Below are 18003 nucleotides of genomic sequence, written 5' to 3'. Positions count from 1 at the left end.
AAGCCGACAGATCCCGTTGAAGACCCGAAGTCAGTCAGTCGGTGGGTCAGACCTCGGCGGGAGGTGCTCACCTACATCATCTCTGTCAGCCGGTGACCGGTCAGAGCCACACGGAACGCGGTGTCGCCACCGGCGTTGATCAGCCGGATGCGCAGCCGGGTGCCCGGCTTGGCGCGGTAGGTCTGCGGTTCGGCGGGTACGCGGCCGTTGACCAGGAAGTGCGGATAGCGAACGTCCCCCGCGTCGCCGCCGAGCAACGGGCTCGTCGCGCCCATCAGCATGTGCTCGCCCATTCCGGTGGATGAGGGGCCTGGCGTCATGTCTCCATGGTCCATGCCCGGCATGCTCATGCCGCGCGACAGTTCGGCGAGGACGTCTTCCGGTGAGCCGGTGACGCCGTCCAGCCAGTCATCCAGGACGACCACCCATTCGTCGTCGTAGCCGAGTGGCTCGTTCGGATCCTCGACGATGAGCGGCGCGTACAGGCCGCGATCCAGCTGGGTGCCGGAATGAGGATGGAACCAGTACGTGCCGGGATGGGCGGCGGTGAACGCGTAGGTGTACTCGGTGGCGGCCTTGACGGGAGCCTGGGTCACCCTTGGCACGCCATCCGCGTCGTTGCGCAGGGCCAGGCCGTGCCAGTGGATGGTCGTGTCGGCCGCCAGCCGGTTGGCCAGGCGCGCGCGGACCACCTCGCCCGCCGTGACGCGCATCGGGTGGCCGGGTACACGTCCGTCGTAGGCCCAGGTGCGGACAACCGTCCCGCCAAGATCTATCTGGCTTTCGGCGGCGGTCAGCCGGAAGTCACGGATCCTGCCGGGCCGGCGGGCCTGTTCCGCGGCGCGCACCCGCGCGTCCGCCGGTCCGACGAAGGCCGGGGCGGGCGGCGCGCAGGCCGTGAGAGCGGCCCCGCCCAGCAGTCCGATGCCGGTTTTGAGCAGGGTACGTCGATCGATGTTCATGGTGTGTCGCCTCACCTGCGAGATCGTGCTTGAAGGGAATCGTCGGAAGCCCGGACGATCTAGATCAGGAGCACGGCTGTTCGCCGAGGTGAGACGAGAGGCGGCCCACGGAGCCGTCTCGGCCGGATGGTCGTCCATGGGCGCCGCGGGACGAGCGCGCCGGGGGCGGTCCCCAGGGCGGACAGGGTCAGTATCGGGCTTCCGGCCGCGCCGAGAAGCGCCAGGCAGATCCAGCCGTCGTCCGGGGCCGGGTCGGCGGGTGGGGTCTGCGCGGAGGCGTGACTCATGGCCGGTGCCATGTCATGTCCCTGCGGGTGACCCAGCGAGTGCATCGCCAGGATGCCGAGGGCCAGGACGACGAGCATCATCAGGCGCAGGACCGCCGGACGAGCTCGCTCCATGACCTCAGGCTACCTGATCAACTACGCATCATAGTAGTTAAGCCGCGAGGCCTTGATCGCTTGGAAGGTAGGGGCGGCGATGCCTGGCGCCGAGATGGCCCGTTTCGAGTCTCTCGACCCCACACGTCTGGAACTATCGCGCCGACTCTTGGGTCAGGTTGACCGTGTTTCCGCCGGGGTCGTGGATGTGGGCCACGCGCCGCCCCCACGGCATGTCGGTCGGCGGGCCGAGTACGCGTCCACCGGCCGCCTCGACTCGCTCCAGCAGGCCATCGACATCCTCCACGGCCACGCTCAATCGAGCCCGCCGAAGACTCGACCGGCGGATACGTCCCGGCTGAGTTCGTGCTCGCTATGACTGGCCGAGGATCGTGGCGAGGGCATCGCGGAGGGCGCCGGCTGGGTCGGTGGTGCCGGGCTCGGCGCGCCAGGCCACGTAGCCGTCCGGCCGAACCAGCACCGCGCCGTCGGTTCCCAGGCCGTACCGGTGGGCGAACTCCGACTCGACGTCCACCAGCTCCACGTTCCCGCCCGCCGCACCGATGCGGTACACCTCGACGTTGTCCGCGGCCTCCAGCCAGGCCTTGCCGCCTGCGCCGGTGAGCAGCACGAACGAGTGGGCGAACAGGTCGTGCACCGCGATGCGCTCGCCGTCCCGCTCCAGCCACAGGTGCGGTGCCCGCGTACCGGGCTGGCCGCGCAGGTCGAGGACGTCGCCGAACACGGCGTCGTACCGCGCGCCGAGCACCGCCGGCGAGGTGTAGCGCTGGCCGAGCGCCCAGTGGAGGTCGTCGATCTCGTCATGCTCCGGGTTGTGGCCGGAGCGCCTGGCCTGCCGCAACTCGGTGAGTTCGGCAAGGGTCTGGGCGATCGGCCGGCGTTCGGGCTCGTAGCTGTCCAGCAGGGCGGGCGCGGCGGAGCCGTTCAGCACCGCGGCGAGCTTCCAGGCGAGGTTGTGGCCATCCTGGACGCCGGTGTTGGCGCCGATGCCGCCGGCAGGCGACCAGGTGTGCGCGGCGTCGCCGGCGAGGAAGACACGCCCCTGCCGGAACGTCTCGGCGACCGACACTTCCTGCGTCCACGGGGTCACGTCCTCCACGACGACGGGGATGTCATCGCGGCCGAGGGCACCGTGGATGATCTCGGCGCAGCGCTCCGCGGTGAAGTCGTCAGGCGTCTGCGTGGCCGGGTCGTAGCCGATGCTGAGCCCCCAGCGGCCGTGCTGGGCGGTCGTGGCGAGAAGGGTGACGCCGATCTTCTCGTTCACGATGAGCCACAGGATCGCGCGCCGCTCGATGATCTGGTCGAGGTCGGCCTCGAAGATGGCGCTGACGAAGTTCAGCGTCTGCCCTTGGAGAGGTTTGGCGATATCGAGCTGTTCCCGGATCGGGCTCCGCCGCCCGTCGGCTGCCACCATGTAGTCGGCGCGGAGTGTCCTTGTTTCGCTGGCCTTCCGGTCCCGGATCGTGGCGGTGACGCCGTCGTCGTCCTGCTCGAAGGCGGTCAGCTCGGTCTCGAAGCGCTGCTCGGCGCCGTTGTGCTGAGCAGCCTCGATGAGGACCGGCTCGACGGCGTTCTGGTCGGCCAGGTTGAACGTTCCGGCCGTGTGCTCGGGCCATGCGCGCGGCAGCTCCGGCGGGAACAGCCAGTGCCACTCACCGGCCACGGTCTCACAGCGCACGCCGCCGGCATCGTTCGCGAACGGCGTGCCCGCCTCGTTCACGGCGTCGGCGACTCCGAAGGCGCGGTAGATCTCCATCGTGCGTGGGTTGATGCCCCGCGCTCGGCCCTGCAATGTGACCTCGGGGTGCTTGTCGACGAGCAGATGGCGCACGCCGTGCCGGGACAGGAACATCGAGGTGGCCAGGCCGACGAGGCCGCCCCCGACGATGAGAACGGGTACGTGCTCGTGGGTGGTGGTCATGTCTCGGGCCCCTCCCGATCGTCGATCTGGTAGTTGTACTTGGCCGCGATTTCCCTCAGCCACTGGTCGTTCCAGCTGATGCGCCGGGTACGCAGGTCGTCGAGCACGGACCCGAGCCAGCCGAGTTCGGTCCTGACGCTCGCGCGGCGGAGCTCCTCTTCGAGCATGAAGACGCGGGGAACGTCGCCGGCCTGCTGGAACGCCGCGTCGAGCGCGTCGAGTTCTGTTCGCAGGCGTTCGGCGCGTCTGGTCAGCTCCTGTTGGACTTCTTCGGGAGTGAGCACGGTGAGGAAGGAGACGCCGACGAGGAATTGCGGGAACTCGTTGCCGGTCTCGGTGAGCATCTCCTTCAGCCAGTGGCCGGCGGTCTCGCGGCCCTGCTCGGTGATCTCGTAGACCCTGCGTTCGGGCCGCTTGTCGACGCTGCCGCTCTCGCGAACGGCGATGAGCCCGAGTCGTTGTAGCCGATCGATGGCCTGGTAGATGCTCGCCCGGCCGCGAACGTTGACGAGCCGATCCTTGCCGCGGGCCTTGATGAGCGCGTGGATGCGGTAGGCGTGCATCGGCTCCTCGAGGAGTGCCGCCAAGACGACCAACCCGAGCGCTGAGCGTCGTTCCGTCGCTTTCATAGTCATGACATTACTAGTTAGATTATGACTAATCAACTCGTCGCGCTCAGCACGCCCGGCCACGAAGGCGAGGCCTACGAGTTGTCCGGCGATGCCGCCTGGTCGTTCGAGGAGTTCATCGCCACCCCCACTGCCGACGACTTGTCGTTCAAGATCATGGATCAGAGGAGCGAGAGTGTGTGGCAGTGGTGCGCCACGAAGGAACTCAGGCCGGGGACGGCGGCCAGGGCGGTGGGGCCGGCCAGTAAAGCGGCGACGGCGGCCATCCCCGCCAGCTTCTCCCGGCGGTGCAGAGGGACGGCCGGGTTGAGCATGCGGCGTACCCGGGTCAGCGCGGTCTCGCCTCCCGCGCCGAGCGCGAACGCGGGAATGCGGCCGGTGGCCAGGCCGACCAGGGCGGCGGCGATGTGAGCGCGGGGGTGGTGGCGCGCCGCCACGTCGTCGGCGAGCAACTCGATCAGCCGGACGACCTCGCTCCTGGCCCTGGCGAACAGCGGCACCCGAGGGCAGGCGCGGGCGAAGGCCTGCGCGACGGCGAGTACCAGGTGGTGCCGCCCTCGCAGGTGGGCCCGCTCGTGGGCGAGGACGGCGGCGACGTGCGCGGGGGCCAGGGATCGGAGCGCGCCGGTCGTGATGACGGTCTTGCCCTGGCGGCCGGGCAGGCAGTAGACCAGCCGTTCGCCGTGGTCGAGGACGATCGCGCCGAGGTCTCCGTCGTGCCGGCCGACGAGGCTCAGCATCGCGGCGTGCCGCGCGCGTTCGCGGCGAGCGGTGAAGAGTACGGCGGACAGGCAGTATGTGGTCCTGGCCACGATCAGTGCGCTGAGGAGAAGGGCCGCGCGGGCTCCCCACGAGGAAGGGGCCGTGCCGAACCCTGTCGCGAGGAGCGCGGCGCACGCTTCGAACAGGCCGGCCAGGCCATGGCCGATGGCGTCGGCGGGTATGGCCGCGGCCAGGCCGCCCATGACGGCGGAGGCGACGACGGAACTGCACGCGGCCAGCCACATGGCGATCGCCAGGCGCGGGGCGCGTTCCGACCAGCGCGCCCGGGTCAGCAGCCGGGGGAGCAGTACGGCGGCGGCGAGGGCGTACACCGCCAGGATGGCGACGACGATCACGAGCGGTGGCTCCTCGGGGGGAACACCTGGAGCGCCGACTCCAGGGCCGTGGCCTCCTCTGGGCTCAGCTGTTCCAGGAAGTGCACCAGGGTGGCGGCGTGGTTGCCGCTGCCCGCCAGCGTCTCGCGCATGAGACCGGCGATGTACGCCTCCTTGGTGGCCACCACGTCGTACAAGTAGGCCTTGCCGGCCGGTTTGCGTTTGAGCAGGCCCTTGGTGTGGAGCTTGTCCATCACCGTCATCACGGTCGTGTAGGCGATCGCCCGCTCGGCGCGGAGGACCTCGAGCACGTCCCGGACCGAGGTGGGCCGGCGAGACGACCACAGGAGATCCATGATCGTGGACTCCAGGTCTCCCAGAGAACGCACCATGCGACCGTCCTTCCTGCTCGCGAACCTTAATACTATCTATAGTCGTAGTTAGGAGGGGAAGACGGTACGGACGGGCGGTCGCGCAAGGTGCGTGAGGTGATCAGGTCATGGGCGCTTGAAGCCGATGTGCAGGTGATCCTGGTGCACCGTGTTGGTGAAGGCTCCGCGGAACGCCCAGGGGCCGCCCACCTCGTCCGCGCCGTATCTGATGGCCCTCTCCATGAGCGTGCGAGCGGGGTTGGGGCCCTTGCCGCGCGCGTGGGCGGCCACGCGCCGGCCGTCGATCGCCCAGATGTCCACGGCCCGGCCGCGGGTGTGGTTGCTCGTCGACATGCTGCCGAACACCTTCGCCGGATGCCCGCTGGCCAGCACCGCCACGGAGATCCGATGTTCACGTGACAGGCGCAGCAACATCCGCAGGACCCGATCGTCGATGCGCCCGGCCTGAACGTCCCAGCGGGCGCTGTCGGGCAGCACGATCCTGCCGCTCGCCAGCACCCTCCTGGCCGGCGTGCCGCTCGTGGCGTCTCTGGGCGCCGTGCCGCCGAGAGACGCCAGGCCGGTGACGGTCCAGCCCTCGGCTCGCTTCGCCAGCCGGACGTCGACGGTCCGCGTCCTGGTGACCAGCTCGGCACCGCGTCGCCGCGACAGCCGTACGACGGCCATGATCGAGGCGCGATCGGCCGTGAGGCCGCCCAGCTGCGGATAGACCACCTGGATCGCGCCCGCCGCGTCGTCGTCGAGCAGGCCGGCGGCACGGGTGACGGGACCGGCGGGCAGCTTCAGCGCGGCCATGCGCTCGCGGCCGGCCGCGAGCGACCCTTCGCCGGCGCCAAAGGTGAACAGCGCCTCAAGGTAGGCGACGGCGGCGCGTTTGACCGGCCGGGCGGGCTCGTCCGCGTTCACCGTGAACGGCATCGAGCGCGGAAGGACGGGAGCCCGCGTCGCCGTCGCGGGGGCGAGCGGGGGAGCCGGCGTCGCGCCCGCCCCTTGCGTGGGTACGGCCGGCCCGCAGCCCGCCAGCGCCATCATGAGGAGCGAGCTCACCAGAACCCTGCTCACAGGTCCAGGGCGAAGGGAGTCCACGCCTTACCTTCCGTGTCCCGCACCGGCGCTCCTCGTTTCCAGCCGAGGTCGGCATAGAGGCGATGAGCGGCCTCGTTGCCCTGCTCCGCCTGCAGAACGAGCTGCTCGACGCCGTGGACCTTGGCGATGTCCACGAAACCGGACACCAGCGCGCTGCCCACGCGGCGGCGGCGCAGCGCCCGGTGGACGGCGATGTGGTTGAGCACGCCCGTGCGGCGGGCCGTCCCCTCGGTGGTGTCTGCCGCACGGATGCCGCGGGCGTAGCGCTGTGCCCGGGTACGCACGAACCTGGCCGTCAGATCCGGTCGCAGCAGCAAGGACGCGGCGCCCGCGCGCGCGAGCCGCCAGCGCTCCAGCTTGACGACATGTCGCCGATGGACGCGGACGTCGGTACAGCCCACCAGGAACCCGGCGAGCTCGTCACCGAGTTCGGCGATCAACGCCACCGCGGCGGGGCTCGTCAGGAAGGTGCGGTAGTAGCGGGTGAGGAACCGCTCGCCCAGCTCCACGAAGAATCCCTGGGACAGGTCGGCTCGGTGCAGGCGCACGACGTCGGGTACGTCACGCAGTTCCATAACGCGCAGCACGGGTGGAGGCATGGCCACAAACTACCTCAGCTACGATGATCCATAGTAGATGTGGAACCTGGAAGTCGTGGTTCTAGCCTTTGCGCATGGATGAGGACGTGTTGCTGGAACGGGCCCGCGCGGGTGACGAGAGCGCGTTCGAGCGTCTGGTGCTGGTCTATCGGGGTGAACTGGCCGCGCACTGCTATCGGATGCTCGGCTCGCCGCACGACGCGGAGGACGCGGTGCAGGAGTCGCTGCTCAACGCCTGGCGTGGGCTGGCGGGGTTCGAGGGGCGGAGCTCGTTGCGTACCTGGCTCTATCGGATCAGCACCAACACCTGCCTGCGGTTGAGCGGCAAGCGCGGGCCGCGGGTCACGTCGGCGGATCGGGAGGCGGCGCGCGGCCGTACCGACGATCTCGGGACGTTCGTGGGCGGGCCGGTGTGGATGGAGCCGTGGCCGGACGATCTGGCGTCGGATGAGGCGGGACCGGCCGGCAGCTATCTGCGGCGGGAGGGTGTCGAGCTGGCGTTCGTGGCGGCGTTGCAGCGGTTGCCCGGTACACAGCGGGCGGTGCTCATTCTGCGGGAGGTGCTGGGGTTCTCCGCGGCGGAGGTGGCCGGGCTGCTGGACACGTCGGTGGCCTCGGTCAACAGCGCGCTGCAGCGGGCGGGGCGAACCATGCGCAAGCGGGTGCCCGTGGTCAGCCAGCGTGAGGAACTGGACGCGCTCGGCGCGGGCGGGCGGCGGGAGCTGGTGGCCTCGTTCATGTCCGCGTGGGAGCGAGCGGACGTGGACGGGCTCGTGGCCCTGCTGGCGGAGGACGCGCGGTTCACCATGCCGCCGCTGCCCGCCTGGTTCGACGGGCGGAAGAACGTCCGCCGCTTCCTGGCGGAGCGCGTGTTCGCGTTCGACTGGAGGCTGCGCCCGATCGGGGCCAACGGTCAGCTCGGTTTCGCCTGCTACCAGCGGACCCCTGGCGGTCCCGTGTTCCCGCTGGCCGTGATCATGGTGCTGAGCCTGCGGGAGGGGAGGATCGTCGAGATCGCCGGGTTCCTCGACCCGCTGCTGCACCGCCATTTCAGACTTCCGCCAGAAATTTCGCCCGAGGAGCGATGAGTTAGCGGCGGCTTTCGTCTCTGCACTCCTGACAACCGACACCACGGGAGAGCCCCATGCGCAAAGTCATCGTGACCAACATCGTCACCCCGGACGGCTACTTCGAAGGGCCCGGCAAGGACTTCCTGGCGATGCCGGAGGAGGACGCCTTCGACGAGTACAACGCCGAACGGCTGCGGGCCGCCGACACCCTTGTGCTGGGACGCCTCACGTATGAAGGGGCGAACGCCTACTGGCCGGGAGTCGCCGACGATCCCACGGCCCCTGCCGGCCTGCGGGAGATGTCGCGGCTGATCAACGCCATGGACAAGGTCGTCGTCTCCGACAGCCTGACGCCGGAGCGGACCGCGCCCTGGCACGACACGCGCATCGTCGGGCGCGGCGCCGCCCATGAGGCGGTGGCCGGGCTCAGGCGGTCGCCAGGCCGGGACATCCTGATCTTCGGCAGCCACGTGCTCTGGAACGACCTGCTCGCGCACGGCCTCGTCGACGAGCTGCACCTGATGATCGGCCCCAAGGTCCTCGGCGGCGGCACTCCGGCCTTCGAACTGCCCGCGCCGGTGTCCCTTCGCCTCCTGGACGCCAGGCCGCTGCCGTACTCCCAGCTCGTCCTGATCCGGTACGGCGTCGCCAGCAGTGCCCGGCCGATGGGGGCGGGGTGAGGCATGCTCCTCGCGACGTCCTGAGGCTGGCGTTTCATCGGCCGCGTGTGGCGCGGATCAGGTCGGCGACGACGGCGATGGCGACGGCGGCGATGATGCGGGCGCGGTGCGTGGCGGGGGTGCGGGTGAGGGCGGTGCGGGTGATGAAGATCGCCGTGATGCCGATGATCGTGGTGACGGCGGTGATCGTGGTGATGGCGGTGAGGGTCGCGGCGGCGGCCGAAGGGCCCGGACCCTGCGCAGCTGGATCCGGCGGTGTTCGACTGGGCCGTGCAGCTGGGGGCCGACACCATCGAGGAGGGCGCCGACGTCCTCGGCGCCCACAGCCCGGCCAGCATCCGGCTCCGGACCGCGAGCCGGTTCTTCCAGCTGCTCAGCTCGGACATGGCCCAGGCGGCCGAACACTACCGGCGAGCCTTCTCCTCCGGCACCGGAGACGCCACGCGCTGACCGCGCCTCGTTCGTGCACGCCCCCGCCGAGCCCCTGGCCGCCCGCATGACGGCGCTCGCCGCCGACATCACCGCCGCCACCCAGCCCAAAGACCAGCCCGCCCCGGTCACCCTCGCGCACGCCTGCCGCGGCGTCGTCAGCGGCCTGCTCGACCAATATGCGATCCCCGCCGCGCCGCCTTCGCCGTCACGGTTCGTTAGATGGATCTGTCGGGCGGCGGCCAGCGCGGCGAGTCCTGCCACCTGGCCGGACTCGCTTCATTCCTGAGCGGATGCCCGCGGCTTCAGGCGCCCGCCGATCCGCTGTAATCGGTGGCGGCATACACCTGCAGGAGCCGTTCGACTCCATGCAGGAAGGTCTCGCAGATCAGCGCCGGGTCGAACAGGCAGCCGGCGGCCATGGCGCCGTCGCGCATCATCACGAAGTGGCGGGCGGCCGGCTCGGCGCCGGTCTCCTGGATCTTGGTCAGCAGTTCCGTGACGGTTTCCAGGAACCATTGGCGGTGGGCGAGCACGGCCTGGCGTACCGGGGACTCGGGGTCGGGATACTCGGCGGCCGCGTTGAGGAAGGCGCATCCCCGAAAGCCTGGGGACTGGATGCTGTGGGCGATGGACGTGCTGAGGGCCCGGATGGTGCCGGCGGCCGGTAGCCCGGCGGCCACGGCGTTGTCCGCCTGGCCACGCATGGCCCGGTCAACCTCGTTCAGGTAGGCGAGGACAAGGTCTTCCTTGCCCGGGAAGTGCCGGTAGAGGGTGGCCCGCGTCACCTGCGCTTCGGCGACGATGCGATCGATGCCGACGGCGTGGATGCCCTCCGCGTAGAAGAGCCGGGTGGCCGTGCCGAGCAGCCGGGACCGCGCTTCGGACGGCCGGCCTTCGGATTGGCTGCGCATGGGACCACCCTAGTAGGTAGAACGTTCCGTCTTGACAGTTGCCACAGAAGATTGCAGGCTATGCGAGATAGAACGTTCTGTCTTGTTTGTTCCGGTGGCTCATCTGGCTCGTCGTCGTTACCTACCCACCGGCCGCGGGTGGTCTCGGACTTTCCGTACTTCGTGAAGTCGGCCCGGATCGAGCGAGGCGATCTCCTCGTCACTCGAACTCTGAAAGGATCGTCATGAGCTCCATCGCTGCTTCGCCCGGCATTTCCGGGACCGCGTCCGTGCTGCGGCGGCTGTACTTCGTCCGGTTCGCGTTCGCCATCGTCTGGGCCCTCGCGATGTTCACGACCGCCGCGAACCTGGGTCCGCTCGCCGTCACTCTGCTCGTGCTCTACCCGCTGTTCGACGTGGCCGCCGCCGTCATCGACGCCCGCGCGTCGCGCACCACCGGATCACCCGCCCTGCTGTACGTGAACGTCGCGGTCAGCCTGATCGCCGCCATCGGCGTGGCCCTCGCCTGCACGTCCGGTATCCCGGCGGTGCTGCGCGTGTGGGGTGCCTGGGCGGTCGTGGCCGGGCTGGTCCAGCTGATCGTGGGGGTCACCCGCCGCAAGATGGGCGGCCAGTGGCCGATGATCATCAGCGGCGGCATCTCCGTCCTCGCCGGCGGATCTTTCCTCCTCGGTGCTTCCGCGGCCAACCCGACGCTGATCAACGCGGCCGGCTACGCCATCCCCGGCGGCATCTTCTTCCTCATCTCGGCCTTCCGCCTCGGCCGCGCCGCGAAGGGAAACTGACATGGACGGCAGCACCGACGACGTCGTGATCGGGGGCCGGCCCGATCGGGTGGTGCGGAGTGGGCTGTACGGCAAGTGGATCCTGGATGGTTGCGCGCCCGGATCGTCCCGCCCGGCCGGTACGCCGGCTGCCCGAGGGTTATCCGATCGCTGGGTCGGCAGGCTCCGCCGGCACCACGCCGCGGCTACTCGCGACGACCAGCGCGAGCGCATCTACCAGGGCGCCATCGATGTCGCCTGGATCCGCAGCTGGCTGTGCGGCCCAGTCACATGATCACGTGACATGGTCTACGTCCGCCGGGAATGGCGGCTGATAGTCGCGAACGATCCATCACGCGGCGCGCCATTGCTGGTGGGGTGGGAGAGTGTTGTCGCAGTCGCGGATGATGAGCGCGGCTCCCTTGTGGGGGTTGGACTCGACGATGGTCAGGCATCTGCTGGACCTGGGGTTGCGCAGTTGCTTTCCGTTCCATGACCACTGCTGTGGGGCTCCGCCGTGACAGGTCCACATGTTGATGCCGGCGCCGTTGTAGATGTTGCCGTCTTGGACGTCCAGGCATTTGCCGTTGAGGTCGCTCACGAGGGCTTGGCCGACGAACCGCCAGCGTTGGTTGTTGGTGCCAATGCAGTCGGACATGTGTACGGCGGCGCCGTCACCGGTATTGGCGGCACGGATCTCCAGGCAGTAGTTGTTGAGGTTCTCCGTGGTGAGGACGAAGCCGACCGCCCGGCCGGTCTGCTGGTGTCGTGAGTCGGCCGCCGCCCCCGAGGCGGCCAGCGCGCCGGCAGCAGTCAGGGCTGCGGCCAGAATGGTGATGCTTCGTGTTCCGCTCACGGGATTCCTCCGATGTGGGTCGTCGGTGCTTGATACCGGTGCGCCGATCGAGGCTGTCCAGGACTGACCGAGCGAACCGAACGTTCCTGTTCGCTGTGCGCTATGACCATCACCCATGCGCCGGGAGCCGGCCATCCCCGGATCCGGGGATAGCGGGAAAACGCATGGCCGGGCGGAGCGTCAAGGCTCATGCTGAACGCAGTGGCGTCCTCGGGGGTTTGCGATGGCCAAGAGCCGTTCTCTGGTAGGGGAGTTGTTCGCACACGCACGCCGGCACGCCACCGCCGGGGAACTGGGCGAGGCGGTCTCACACGTGGTGGCGCCCGTCGTCGCCCATGACGCGCTGCGGATGGTGGGCGCCAGCCCGACCTCCGACGTGGGTTCGTTCAGCTTCTGGCACGGCGTCGAGCCCGGCCTCGGCCGCCCGTGGCTGCTCGACTATTTCGCCGGTGCGGAGCCCTTCCCGATCGAGGATCTGGCCCGATTGCCGATCCCGGCAGGGGCGATGGGCGGCAGCGATCGGCGCTTCGAGCCGGCCCGGCACCCGTTGGCCGCCCACGGCGTGGGCAGCCAGCTGCGGTTGCTGCTGCGAGACGCGCGTGGCATCTGGGGCACGCTGGACCTCCTGCGCGGCCAGGATCGCCCACCCTTCGACGACCGGGACGTACAGCGGGCCGCATGCCTGACCCCAGCCCTGCTGATGGCCATCCGCGGCTATGTCAAGGCAGGGCCGTTGGCCTCGCAGTCCGCGGCGCCGGCACCCGGTGTCTTCATCGTCGGCGGCGACCACACGATCCGTACGGCCACGCCCCCGGCACGCGCCTGGCTGGACATGATCCGGGAACGTCAGCCCAATCCGAGCTGGACCAGCGAGCCGTTCATGGCTGGTATGGCGATCAGAGCGCGCGAACACGCTCGCGACCCTCACAACCCCCGCCCGCTGTGTGTGGGCCCTTCCGCCGGGTACGGCCATTGGATGGTGTGCCAGGCCGCACCGTTGGACGACGGCAGCCAGGACGTGGCGATCATCATTCAAGCGGCTGCGGGCGAGCACCTGCTCACGTGCTTCGGCGACTGGTACGAGCTCACCCGGCGCGAACGCCAGGTGCTGGCGCATCTGCGCGACGGGCTGTCGCGCAAGCAGATCGCACGTCGTCTGGAGTTGTCGACGCACACCGTGAGCGACTTCCTCAAAGCGATTCACCGCAAGACCGGAGCCACCGGCCGCGACGAACTTCTCGCCGCCCTCATCCCCTGACCGACCGCCTCCCACGACAAGGTGACGGTGCTGCTGGAGCGGCGGCGGACGGTCTTGGTGAGGCCCTGTGCCCAGCGGGAGCACCTCACCGGCCGTCGAGGCGGGCCGGGCAGAGGTCAGCCGGCTTTGCCGGAGTCGAGGTGGCGCGTGTCACCGAGGCTGACGACCTGGCGGTTGTGGAAGAAGTCGTCTTCGCGCAGCGTGGTGATGCTGCCGGAAGGCGCACGGAAACTGGCATGGCCGACCGCCCCGATCGGCATCTTGATCCACGACGCCACCACGAACGTCAGGGAGCCACCGTGCGTCACGATGATCTGGTGCTCGCAGGGGCGCTGCAAGACCTCGTCCATGGCCGTGTAGATGCGCTGCGCCAACGCCGCCTTGGTCTCGGCGCCCTCCACACCCTCGTCATGTTCCAACCGCTCGCCGACGGCCGGCGGCGGGACGAATCGCTGATCCAGCCACTCCTGCGGCCTGCCCCCCGCCACTCCGTAGGACTTCTCCCGCAGTCGGTGATCCAGGATGGGTTTCACGCCGAACAGCTCGGCGATCTTCTCGGCCGTTTGCCGGGTGCGCAGCAGGTCCGAGGAGAACAGCTCCACCTCGACGCCGTCCGGAATCTCGGCCCGCAGTGCCTGGGCGATGGAGGCCGCCGCGCGGAGGCCGGCCGGCGTCAGCTGCGAATCGTGCCAGCCGCCGACGACCCTCTCGACGTGGTGCGTCGCCTCCGGATGAGTGACGACGTGAATGGTGCGCATACGAGTGATCTTAAGAGCGATTCACAGGAGCGACGCACATGCCTCATCGGGCTGGGGGTGTCAGCGGCCCTTGGTGGTCAGGTTCAGGAGCCGTTGGCCGCCAAGAGAAAAGGGCCGTGCCCGGTGGCGGCCCGGCACGGCCCTTTGTCCGCCGGTGTACGCGTGTTGCCACGGCGTCCGGCGAGCTGTGCGGTCGTCGCGGCGGTGAGCCGGTGAGGTGGACGACCGTGTCCCTGGAATGTCCCCAGCCCCGTACGGCGGATGGGGCTGGGGCGGCTTGCCGTAACGAAGAGAAACGACAAGCCGCGCGACGGATCAGTGGGCGGCGGCGAACTCGGCCTCCTGCAGTTCGACGTACGCCGTCATGCCGTCGGCCGCGTAGCCCTGGGCCAGGTTGTACATCGAGTAGAAGTTCCACCAATTCGCTATTTTGCCTGATAAACGCAGAATCGGTGAGATTATCCCCATGAAAAACCCATGATCACGAGCCCGATTTGTAGGGAGAAACCCATGGCCCAAGGAGGCCGAGGCACCATTCGAAAAGTGCAAGGCGACGGCTCGGCATGCCCGCATGGCACCAGCAGCTGTAAATGTTAGTGGCGCCTACAGTACCAGGATGAGCACGGCACACAACGGGAGAGGCGCTTGATCACCAGGCCGCCGTTGACGACGCCAAGCGGCGACGCGACGCTGTCCCTGGCTACTTGAAGAAGGGCGGCGTCAGCGTAGCGGAATACGCGCTGGCGTGGCTGGAGAAGCGCATCGAAAATGGCGAGCTCGCGGACAGTACGATAAGCGGGTATCGCGGAAAGATAACAACTACATCATTCCGCGCTGGGGCAACCAGCTCGTCAAGATCGTCAACGAATCCGACATGCGTCTGTGGAAACGTGAACTGGAGGACGCCGAGGTCAACACCGGCGATATCGAACAGATCCGCGCTTCAGGCTGGCCGTCTTCCTGATGGCCGGCGTCGGCGCGCGGGAAGGCGAAGCGCTTGCTGGTAGCGGTAGGTGTGCGAGACAAGCACTTCCGGCTGGATCGTCAATGGACACCCCGCTCCAAGTTCGCGCCACTCAAGTACAAGAAGGAGGGCGACTTCCGCGATCTCCCGCGGCCCCGCAAGCGACGAGATCGACAGGCACGTGCGTACATACGGCGACGAAGGCATGTGGTTTCCTGGCCGGCGAGGGCCGGAGCGCCCCATTACGCGGACGAACTTCACCCGGTACTTCAATCTCGCGCGGGCGAGGACCGGCTGCGAGATGATCGACCCGCACTGTCTCCGCCACTCTTTCGCCACGCACGCCGTTCTAGGTGGCGTTGACCTGGCGACGGTAGGGATGTGGCTCGGGCACGTCAATATTCAGACGACCTATCGGTACTACTTCCATCTGGTGCCAACCCAGAGCATCAGGGCTGCCTCGGTGATCAACCAGGCTCTGACCAGAGCGGCTTAAACGCATGACGATGGCTCCTGCCCGAACTGGTGGGGGCCATCGCTGGGGGACCGTAGAAATCTTGGCTCTGTCGCAGAAACGGTGGTGGCTGATCGTCCGAATGTGTCACTGTGAGCGATGATCGATGCCAGGATGCTTGTGAGCGCGGTGTTTGCAGGGTTGTCGCCGCTGATCGTCCATGACGTGGTCGACGAGGGTGGGCGGATACGGTTACGGATGCGAACCCCGGATGACCCGGGTTGCTGTCCGGACTGTGGCACGTCGACGAGCCGGGTGCACGGCTACCACCGGCGGATCGTCGCCGATGTCTCGGTGGACGCTCGACCCGTCGTGCTCGTGATGCGGGTGCGTCGGCTGGTGTGCCCGACCCCGGGCTGTCGGTGGACCTTCCGCGAGCAGATTCCCGGGCTGCTGCGGCGCTGTCAGCGCCGGACCGTCCGCTTGGCCGCGCAGATCGCAGCGGTGATCAAGGAGTTGGCCGGGCGGGCCGCCGCGCGTACCTTGCAGGTCATGGCCGTCGCGGTCACGCGGTTCACGGCGCTGCGCATGCTACTGGCGCTGCCGTTCCCACTCGCGGGCGTGCCGCGGGTCCTGGGCGTGGATGATTTCTCTCTGCGCAAGGGTGCCTCCTATGCCACGATCTTGATCGACATCGAAACGAATCAGCGCATCGATGTGCTGCCCGGCCGCAAGGCCGAGACCCTGGCCGCCTGGCTGCGTGCTCATCCCGGGGTGGAGCTCGTGTGCCGGGACGGCTCAACCACATACGCCCATGCCATCCGTGATGCCCTGCCGGATGCAGTGCAGGTCAGTGATCGCTGGCATCTGTGGAACGGCCTGGGCGAGGCGGTGCGCAAGGAGGTCGGCGCGCACGATTCATCCCAGGTAGCTGCGTAGGCTACGCCCACAACCTGGCTGTCCGGAAAGAGCTGGGCCCCTCACAGGTCAACTCGTCAAAGCCATCCTCGTTCTTCAGGCCCGCGAAGTCGGATGAAAAACGCTCACTGCCTGCGGCGAGACCGTATGAGCAGATGAAGTGGTACAGAAGGAGCTATCAAGGCGCAGGACGGCGAGGGGCTGAGAAGGAGATGGGCACGGGGATGCCCAGGTTCTCAGCTCTGTCCGGGCTGATCGTCCGCACCGGCTGTCTCCATATGAACGCCGACCGCTGACCCTCGATTCGCTGCTCTGAACCACCAAGCCAGTCTGGAACGAGTCTGCGGCCCGAGCGGTTGACGGCGCTTTGGGCACCTAGGTCAATCGCCGACAACTGGGAAGTGCCGGTCCAGGATGTCGGCCCACTTCGGCAGGGTGACGAATCCGCCAAGGCCATAGAACCGGCCGCCACCGCACACCAGTGTGGGTTCCGATGGTCTTTGGCTGATCGCGGGTCGCGCATGCGCCGCCGCTGCCCAGCATCGGGCAGTGATCCGCCTGCCGAAAGGCTTGCGGCCCCCCGGTGGGGAACGTTGCGCGTGGCGTCGGAGTTCGTCACTTCGGGTGAGCGGCCTCGCGGATCGCGCCGATGATCATGTCCAGTTCCGCGTCGAATATCTGATCGGGTGTCAGCGAGCGCAGGCTGGGCAGCAGGGCCTTCAGCCGGTTCGCCTCCGGGCTCGCCTCCGCGGCCGCGAACAGCTCGGCGTTGCGTTCGGGCGCGGTCGGGTCGCCGTGGAACTCGCGCCGCACCCGTCCGAACACGAAGTCCACGAAGATCAGGTAGTGGCGGGCTGCGGCCTGGACGTCGAGGCCCGCCGCAAGGAGAACGTCCGCGATCGTGTCGGCGATACGCAGCCCGCCCGGTCCGGCGTTCGCGCGGCTCATCACGCGGTCGACGAGGCCGGGATGCTCGCTCAGCACGGTACGCATGCTGTGAGCGAGCCGACGCAGCCGCTCCTGCCACGGGCCGCGCAACGCCTCCTCCCGGATCACCTGGGTGGCGACCTCGTCGGCGACCAGGTCGAGCAGCGCGTCCTTGTCCGCCACATGCCGGTAGAGCGCCATCCGGGACGCGCCCACCTCGGCGGCCAGGCGGCGGATGGTGAGCGCCTCCACACCCTCCTCGCGCACGAGCCCGATCGCGGCCTCGACGATCTGTGCCCTCTCCAGGCTGCCCCATGGCCGACGATCCGTCACATTGCCCATGCTACTTGCGGACAGTGTCCGCAAGTGTTTAAGTAAGGCTAACCTAAATGGAGGTCGCTGCATGGAGAACTGGGATCAATGGCCGCTCCTCGAAGTACGTACCGAGGACCCGGCCTCGCTCACCGCGACACTGCGGTCGGCCACACAGCGGCAGACACCCTTCACCGCCGTGGTGAACATGACCATGGCCGGGCCCGCCCCGCGCGGGCAGGAGGCGCTGACGCGGGTCCGCATGCTCATGCGGATACGGCCGGGTCTACGTCAATGGTGCCGTGGCCTGGCCTTCGTCCTTGACGGCGAATCTCCCGAGAAGGCGCTGCGGTCGGCCGACAGATTGTGGGGCTGCCCGACGTTCGCGACCCGTGACCCGGCCAAGGCGCGGAACTGGGCCCGCCACATGCTCACCGAGGGGGAGTGATGTGGCTGCTCGCCGGGCTCTTCGCGCTGACCCTGTTCCTCCGCCGCAAGTTCATGAAAGGCGATCGCGGGGCAGCGCGGGTCACGCGCCGCCCGCGTCATGAGGCCGCCCGGCAGGGCACTGAGGACACGCCTGCCGGACGAGCGTGACCGCCGCACCAA

The 18003-nt window shown here is 68.7% G+C and carries 25 protein-coding genes and 1 pseudogene; 12 read left to right on the top strand and 14 right to left on the bottom strand.

Annotated features, from left to right (window positions below; all coding sequences use genetic code 11):
* Nucleotides 1–71 precede the first annotated feature (71 nt).
* From ACIBI5_RS46520 to ACIBI5_RS46480, 9 genes are all read right to left on the bottom strand, one after another.
* Complete coding sequence (locus ACIBI5_RS46520) at nucleotides 72–962, bottom strand: multicopper oxidase family protein (RefSeq protein ID WP_397257043.1); 891 nt, start codon at nucleotides 960–962, stop codon at nucleotides 72–74.
* A gap of 59 nt (nucleotides 963–1021) precedes the next feature.
* Nucleotides 1022–1363 carry a hypothetical protein gene (locus ACIBI5_RS46515; RefSeq protein ID WP_397257041.1) on the bottom strand — a complete coding sequence of 114 codons (342 nt, stop codon included), beginning with the start codon at nucleotides 1361–1363 and terminating at the stop codon, nucleotides 1022–1024.
* Nucleotides 1364–1496: 133 nt separating this feature from the next.
* Complete coding sequence (locus ACIBI5_RS46510) at nucleotides 1497–1691, bottom strand: VOC family protein (RefSeq protein ID WP_397257055.1); 195 nt, start codon at nucleotides 1689–1691, stop codon at nucleotides 1497–1499.
* Nucleotides 1692–1715: 24 nt separating this feature from the next.
* Nucleotides 1716–3287 (bottom strand): FAD-dependent monooxygenase, encoded by a 1572-nt coding sequence (locus ACIBI5_RS46505; RefSeq protein ID WP_397257039.1) that lies wholly within the window; start codon nucleotides 3285–3287, stop codon nucleotides 1716–1718.
* Nucleotides 3284–3874 carry a PadR family transcriptional regulator gene (locus ACIBI5_RS46500; RefSeq protein ID WP_397257037.1) on the bottom strand — a complete coding sequence of 197 codons (591 nt, stop codon included), beginning with the start codon at nucleotides 3872–3874 and terminating at the stop codon, nucleotides 3284–3286. The genes ACIBI5_RS46505 and ACIBI5_RS46500 overlap by 4 nt, the downstream gene beginning before the upstream one ends.
* Before the next feature lie 203 nt (nucleotides 3875–4077).
* Nucleotides 4078–5034, bottom strand: a complete 957-nt coding sequence (locus ACIBI5_RS46495; RefSeq protein ID WP_397257035.1) for a M56 family metallopeptidase — start codon at nucleotides 5032–5034, stop codon at nucleotides 4078–4080.
* Complete coding sequence (locus ACIBI5_RS46490; RefSeq protein ID WP_397257033.1) at nucleotides 5031–5405, bottom strand: BlaI/MecI/CopY family transcriptional regulator; 375 nt, start codon at nucleotides 5403–5405, stop codon at nucleotides 5031–5033. Before ACIBI5_RS46490 ends, ACIBI5_RS46495 begins: the two co-directional genes overlap by 4 nt.
* A gap of 105 nt (nucleotides 5406–5510) precedes the next feature.
* Nucleotides 5511–6452, bottom strand: a complete 942-nt coding sequence (locus tag ACIBI5_RS46485; RefSeq protein WP_397257031.1) for a hypothetical protein — start codon at nucleotides 6450–6452, stop codon at nucleotides 5511–5513.
* Nucleotides 6453–6463: 11 nt separating this feature from the next.
* Nucleotides 6464–7066: a GNAT family N-acetyltransferase gene (locus tag ACIBI5_RS46480; RefSeq protein WP_397257029.1), complete on the bottom strand. Its 603-nt coding sequence runs from the start codon at nucleotides 7064–7066 to the stop codon at nucleotides 6464–6466.
* 98 nt (nucleotides 7067–7164) lie between these two features.
* Between ACIBI5_RS46480 and ACIBI5_RS46475 the strand changes: the two genes are divergently transcribed.
* From ACIBI5_RS46475 to ACIBI5_RS46460, 4 genes are all read left to right on the top strand, one after another.
* Entirely contained in the window at nucleotides 7165–8178 is a 1014-nt protein-coding gene (locus tag ACIBI5_RS46475; RefSeq protein ID WP_397257027.1) for an RNA polymerase subunit sigma-70, read from the top strand.
* Nucleotides 8179–8234: 56 nt separating this feature from the next.
* On the top strand, nucleotides 8235–8840 hold the full coding sequence (locus ACIBI5_RS46470; RefSeq protein WP_397257025.1) for a dihydrofolate reductase family protein: 606 nt from the start codon (nucleotides 8235–8237) through the stop codon (nucleotides 8838–8840).
* A 255-nt stretch (nucleotides 8841–9095) separates the two neighbouring features.
* On the top strand, nucleotides 9096–9290 hold the full coding sequence (locus ACIBI5_RS46465; RefSeq protein ID WP_397257023.1) for a hypothetical protein: 195 nt from the start codon (nucleotides 9096–9098) through the stop codon (nucleotides 9288–9290).
* Nucleotides 9291–9336: 46 nt separating this feature from the next.
* A complete protein-coding gene (locus ACIBI5_RS46460) occupies nucleotides 9337–9558 on the top strand; it encodes a hypothetical protein (RefSeq protein ID WP_397257021.1) in 222 nt (73 codons plus the stop codon).
* Between the two features lie 16 nt (nucleotides 9559–9574).
* On the opposite strand, the gene ACIBI5_RS46455 is transcribed toward ACIBI5_RS46460, so the two are convergent.
* Nucleotides 9575–10183, bottom strand: a complete 609-nt coding sequence (locus tag ACIBI5_RS46455; RefSeq protein WP_397257019.1) for a TetR/AcrR family transcriptional regulator — start codon at nucleotides 10181–10183, stop codon at nucleotides 9575–9577.
* A gap of 224 nt (nucleotides 10184–10407) precedes the next feature.
* On the opposite strand from ACIBI5_RS46455, the gene ACIBI5_RS46450 reads away from it, so the two are divergent.
* Complete coding sequence (locus ACIBI5_RS46450) at nucleotides 10408–10968, top strand: hypothetical protein (protein ID WP_397257017.1); 561 nt, start codon at nucleotides 10408–10410, stop codon at nucleotides 10966–10968.
* Nucleotide 10969: 1 nt separating this feature from the next.
* Complete coding sequence (locus ACIBI5_RS46445) at nucleotides 10970–11242, top strand: hypothetical protein (RefSeq protein ID WP_397257015.1); 273 nt, start codon at nucleotides 10970–10972, stop codon at nucleotides 11240–11242.
* Nucleotides 11243–11299: 57 nt separating this feature from the next.
* Here ACIBI5_RS46445 and ACIBI5_RS46440 read toward each other — a convergent pair whose 3' ends face one another.
* The gene (locus ACIBI5_RS46440; protein ID WP_397257013.1) at nucleotides 11300–11803 is read right to left on the bottom strand and encodes an RICIN domain-containing protein; all 504 of its coding nucleotides are present in this window, start codon (nucleotides 11801–11803) and stop codon (nucleotides 11300–11302) included.
* Nucleotides 11804–12056: 253 nt separating this feature from the next.
* Here ACIBI5_RS46440 and ACIBI5_RS46435 point away from each other — a divergent pair, with 253 nt between their 5' ends.
* Entirely contained in the window at nucleotides 12057–13061 is a 1005-nt protein-coding gene (locus tag ACIBI5_RS46435) for a response regulator transcription factor (RefSeq protein WP_397257011.1), read from the top strand.
* 116 nt (nucleotides 13062–13177) lie between these two features.
* Here the strand turns inward: ACIBI5_RS46435 and ACIBI5_RS46430 are convergent, their stop codons facing one another.
* Together ACIBI5_RS46430 and ACIBI5_RS46425 are read right to left on the bottom strand one after the other, a co-directional pair.
* Entirely contained in the window at nucleotides 13178–13819 is a 642-nt protein-coding gene (locus ACIBI5_RS46430; protein WP_397257009.1) for a histidine phosphatase family protein, read from the bottom strand.
* Nucleotides 13820–14134: 315 nt separating this feature from the next.
* Entirely contained in the window at nucleotides 14135–14287 is a 153-nt protein-coding gene (locus tag ACIBI5_RS46425) for a hypothetical protein (RefSeq protein ID WP_397257056.1), read from the bottom strand.
* 277 nt (nucleotides 14288–14564) lie between these two features.
* On the opposite strand from ACIBI5_RS46425, the gene ACIBI5_RS46420 reads away from it, so the two are divergent.
* The 3 genes and pseudogenes from ACIBI5_RS46420 to ACIBI5_RS46410 all read left to right on the top strand — a co-directional run.
* A complete protein-coding gene (locus ACIBI5_RS46420; RefSeq protein WP_397257007.1) occupies nucleotides 14565–14783 on the top strand; it encodes a hypothetical protein in 219 nt (72 codons plus the stop codon).
* A 49-nt stretch (nucleotides 14784–14832) separates the two neighbouring features.
* The gene (locus tag ACIBI5_RS46415) at nucleotides 14833–15279 is read left to right on the top strand and encodes a tyrosine-type recombinase/integrase (protein ID WP_397257005.1); all 447 of its coding nucleotides are present in this window, start codon (nucleotides 14833–14835) and stop codon (nucleotides 15277–15279) included.
* Nucleotides 15280–15426: 147 nt separating this feature from the next.
* Nucleotides 15427–16170: pseudogene (locus tag ACIBI5_RS46410) on the top strand (ISL3 family transposase); the annotation flags it as partial.
* A gap of 600 nt (nucleotides 16171–16770) precedes the next feature.
* Here ACIBI5_RS46410 and ACIBI5_RS46405 read toward each other — a convergent pair.
* Nucleotides 16771–17415 (bottom strand): TetR/AcrR family transcriptional regulator C-terminal domain-containing protein, encoded by a 645-nt coding sequence (locus ACIBI5_RS46405; protein ID WP_397257003.1) that lies wholly within the window; start codon nucleotides 17413–17415, stop codon nucleotides 16771–16773.
* 70 nt (nucleotides 17416–17485) lie between these two features.
* Between ACIBI5_RS46405 and ACIBI5_RS46400 the strand changes: the two genes are divergently transcribed.
* Nucleotides 17486–17842 (top strand): hypothetical protein, encoded by a 357-nt coding sequence (locus tag ACIBI5_RS46400; RefSeq protein ID WP_397257001.1) that lies wholly within the window; start codon nucleotides 17486–17488, stop codon nucleotides 17840–17842.
* Nucleotides 17842–17991 carry a hypothetical protein gene (locus ACIBI5_RS46395; protein WP_397256999.1) on the top strand — a complete coding sequence of 50 codons (150 nt, stop codon included), beginning with the start codon at nucleotides 17842–17844 and terminating at the stop codon, nucleotides 17989–17991. Before ACIBI5_RS46400 ends, ACIBI5_RS46395 begins: the two co-directional genes overlap by 1 nt.
* Nucleotides 17992–18003: the final 12 nt, after the last annotated feature.

It is taken from the genome of Nonomuraea sp. NPDC050540, assembly GCF_044457485.1.
Classification (GTDB): Bacteria; Actinomycetota; Actinomycetes; order Streptosporangiales; family Streptosporangiaceae; genus Nonomuraea.
The sequence above is the reverse complement of the archived record's forward strand: the minus strand, read 5'-3'. Positions and strand labels throughout refer to the sequence as shown.